Below are 3,157 nucleotides of genomic sequence, written 5' to 3' on the forward strand. Positions count from 1 at the left end.
TCAGCAGTGGAGTATTTACTGACCCACAAACCAGATACTATTTGGCTAGTGGGGTCAGGTTGGGAAGGAGCCTACTCCCTAGAAGACACGGTTTGTGCTGGGGCGATTAGTCAAAGACTTATGGAAGAAACCGGAGACTCAGTGGATGACATTGCTGGTAATGATGAAGTAATTGGTGCGATCGCACTTTACTCCCAGTGGCAAGATAAATTACTAGAGATGTTCTATCACGCTAGTCACGGAAAACGCCTGCTGCGGCTCAATGGTCATGAAGATTTAAAGTATTGCGCTCAAACTGATGTATTAGACGCTTTACCGATTCAGAAAGAACCAGGGGTTTTGGTTAAAAACAGTTAACAGGTAACAGGCACGTAACTAAAGACAGCTTTTTAGCTGTTTTAGTTTACGTACGAAATTATTTTTGATTTTTTTAGCTTTCCTCTAATTTTTGGGAATGAACTCACCAGAATTTAATTCACTTAACCAACTTTTCGAAGGACTAAGTGAAGAACAATTAGCTGAACGATTAGGAGTGGCACCAGCAACACTTCAAGAATTAAGAGAAAAACCTGATTTTAAGCAATGGAGTCAGGATAAAGACCCAGAATCAGTTTCCTGGCGATATCAGAAGGATAAGCAACGCTATATAATTAACTTATCCTTTGGATGATTGTGGTTTACCTTGTGATTTTTTTTTGATTAATCGTAGTTTCGTTGAATGTACCAGTGAGGCTATTCAATACTAAAACTGCTTCAAAAAGCGCAAATCACTGTTATACAATCGACGAATATCATCAATCTGGTGCAGCACCATGGCAAAACGTTCTACTCCAAAACCAGCAGCGAAACCTGTATAAATTTCAGGATCATAGCCGACAGCCTTGAGTACATTGGGGTCAACCATACCGCAACCCATCACTTCTAACCATTTTCCCTTCCACTGCACATCCACCTCTGCTGAAGGTTCAGTGAAAGGAAAATAACTGGCACGGAAACGTACTTCTAACTCTTCCCCAAACATTGCTTCCAAAAATTCCTTAAGGGTTCCTTTGAGGTCGGTAAAGGTTATCCCTTCATCCACTGCCAACAGTTCTATCTGATGGAACACTGCCGAGTGGGTAGCATCTACCGTATCCCGTCGATAAACTCGACCAGGTGCCACAATCCGAATCGGTGGCTCATGGTTTTCCATGTACCGAATCTGTACCGAAGAGGTATGGGTACGCAGCAAATTACCATCCGGCAAGTAGAAGGTATCTTGCATATCCCGAGCTGGATGGTCAGGGGGAGTATTAAGGGACTCAAAGTTATAGTAATCTGTCTCCATCTCTGGGCCAGTAGCAATGGTGTAGCCTAAACCAACAAAAATATCTAAGGCCCGATCAATGGTGCTATTGAGGGGGTGAATTCGACCTTGGGGACGATATACCCCTGGCATAGTCACATCCAGGGTTTCTGATCGCAATTTTTCCTCAATTTCAGCTGCTTTCAGGTCTTGCAGCCTCTGCTCTAGGTTCTGCTGGAGGGTTTCTTTGACAACATTTGCGATCGCACCAATCTGAGGTCGGTCTGCTGGTGCTAACTTACCCATTCCCCGCAATATCTGAGACAGTTGCCCTTTCTTGCCTAGGTAATTAATGCGCAACTGTTCCAATTGTTCCAAGGTATCAGCAGAAGCGATCGCAATGGTTGCTTCTTCTTTGAGTGTAGCTAGTTGGGTCTCAATCTCGTTGAGGCTTGTCATCAGTAATTTTAGGTTAATAAGAGAAGAACCGGAAACCCCTGTCATTTATGCAGGACTGTTTCATTTTACTGAAAAAATGGTCAGGTGAGTGGGGTAGATGGTCTTAGAATATATCAATTTCAGATTAGAATCGAACAGCGACTTTTATCTTTAGCTGTAGCCTCATATCCTATGAAATTGCTGATCAGCAACGATGATGGTATCTTCGCCCTTGGTGTACGTACCCTTGCCAACACCCTCGCTGAAGCGGGGCACAATGTTACCGTAGTATGTCCTGACCGAGAGCGCTCAGCAACTGGTCACGGTTTGACCCTTCATGAGCCCATCCGTGCTGAAGTTATAGATAACATTTTCCATCCCAAGGTTACTGCTTGGTCTTGTTCTGGAACCCCTTCAGACTGTGTAAAGCTGGCTTTGTGGGCATTAATGGATAGCGCACCAGATTTAGTGCTTTCTGGGATTAACCACGGCTCTAACCTGGGTACTGATGTCCTCTACTCTGGCACTGTCTCAGCCGCTATGGAAGGGTTAATCAGAGGGATTCCCAGCATTGCCTTCAGTTTAGCCACCTACACCTCAAAGGAGTTTCAAGTAGCGGCTTCATTTGCGAAAACTCTCCTAAATCAGCTGTCCGAACAAACTTTACCAAAAACAACATTACTCAATGTCAACGTGCCACCTGTGAAGCTCTCAGACATAGCTGGGATTGCCATAACGCGTCAAGGGGTTCGTCGTTATATCGAGAATTTCGAGAAACGAGTTGATCCCCGAGGCAAAATCTATTACTGGTTAGCTGGTGAAGTTATTGAGGATGTTGAACAACCCGATCATATTCACTTACCTCAAGATATCCCTACTGATGTTCAGGCAATTCGCGACAACTACATTACCATCACCCCTTTACAATATAACCTCACTGATACTGCTAGGGTGTATCACTTGCAGCAGTTGAAACTGGGTCAAGATGAAGAATGTTCGCCCTAGGCTTTCTTTGTAGGGTATAATCAAGGGTTAAAAATAAAAGATGAAGGATAAAGTTTTGCAAAATTAACCTGAATTTATATTTAAAAATGAGGATATTTACTGCTTTTATACAAAAATAAAAGTGACCGTTTAATCCTCAAAAATAAGGTAAAAAGCATCCATGGTGCGACAACTTTAGTCAGCGAATTTCTCTAACCATTGAAGCAGGCATTGATGAGATACTTCGTAATTGTAAGACCCGTTGGCGATAGCTGAAGAAAGAAAAAGGTGAAACCAACTAGTCAACTATTTTTTTTGTTCAACTTTATACCTTTAACTTTATACCTTTAACTATATACCTTCAGCCACCGCCTGGATAGTACAGTACAAAGATCGGATGAGCACAACGTCTGAACACCCGTCACGCAGATACCAAGATATCGTATGCCG

Annotated in this window: 4 protein-coding genes; 3 read left to right on the forward strand and 1 reads right to left on the reverse strand. The window is 42.9% G+C overall.

Going from position 1 to position 3,157, the window contains the following annotated elements; genetic code table 11:
• The coding region (locus tag F6K52_RS34565; protein ID WP_293089457.1) for a 2-phosphosulfolactate phosphatase at positions 1-357 on the forward strand (357 nt) is incomplete at its 5' end.
• A gap of 97 nt (positions 358-454) precedes the next feature.
• On the forward strand, positions 455-670 hold the full coding sequence (locus F6K52_RS34570; protein WP_293089459.1) for a hypothetical protein: 216 nt from the start codon (positions 455-457) through the stop codon (positions 668-670).
• Positions 671-742: 72 nt separating this feature from the next.
• Here F6K52_RS34570 and pheS read toward each other — a convergent pair whose 3' ends face one another.
• On the reverse strand, positions 743-1,744 hold the full coding sequence (gene pheS / locus F6K52_RS34575; RefSeq protein ID WP_364421204.1) for a phenylalanine--tRNA ligase subunit alpha: 1,002 nt from the start codon (positions 1,742-1,744) through the stop codon (positions 743-745).
• Between the two features lie 171 nt (positions 1,745-1,915).
• On the opposite strand from pheS, the gene surE reads away from it, so the two are divergent.
• A complete protein-coding gene (gene surE / locus F6K52_RS34580) occupies positions 1,916-2,728 on the forward strand; it encodes a 5'/3'-nucleotidase SurE (protein ID WP_293089461.1) in 813 nt (270 codons plus the stop codon).
• Positions 2,729-3,157: the final 429 nt, after the last annotated feature.

This window comes from Moorena sp. SIO3H5, from assembly GCF_010692395.1.
Classification (GTDB): Bacteria; Cyanobacteriota; Cyanobacteriia; order Cyanobacteriales; family Coleofasciculaceae; genus Moorena.

Excerpts from the sequence above, each read along its gene's own strand:
- F6K52_RS34570 (WP_293089459.1), top strand. The coding sequence starts at position 455 with ATGAACTCACCAGAATTTAATTCACTTAACCAACTTTTCGAAGGACTA.
- pheS (WP_364421204.1), bottom strand. The coding sequence starts at position 1,744 with ATGACAAGCCTCAACGAGATTGAGACCCAACTAGCTACACTCAAAGAA.
- surE (WP_293089461.1), top strand. The coding sequence starts at position 1,916 with ATGAAATTGCTGATCAGCAACGATGATGGTATCTTCGCCCTTGGTGTA.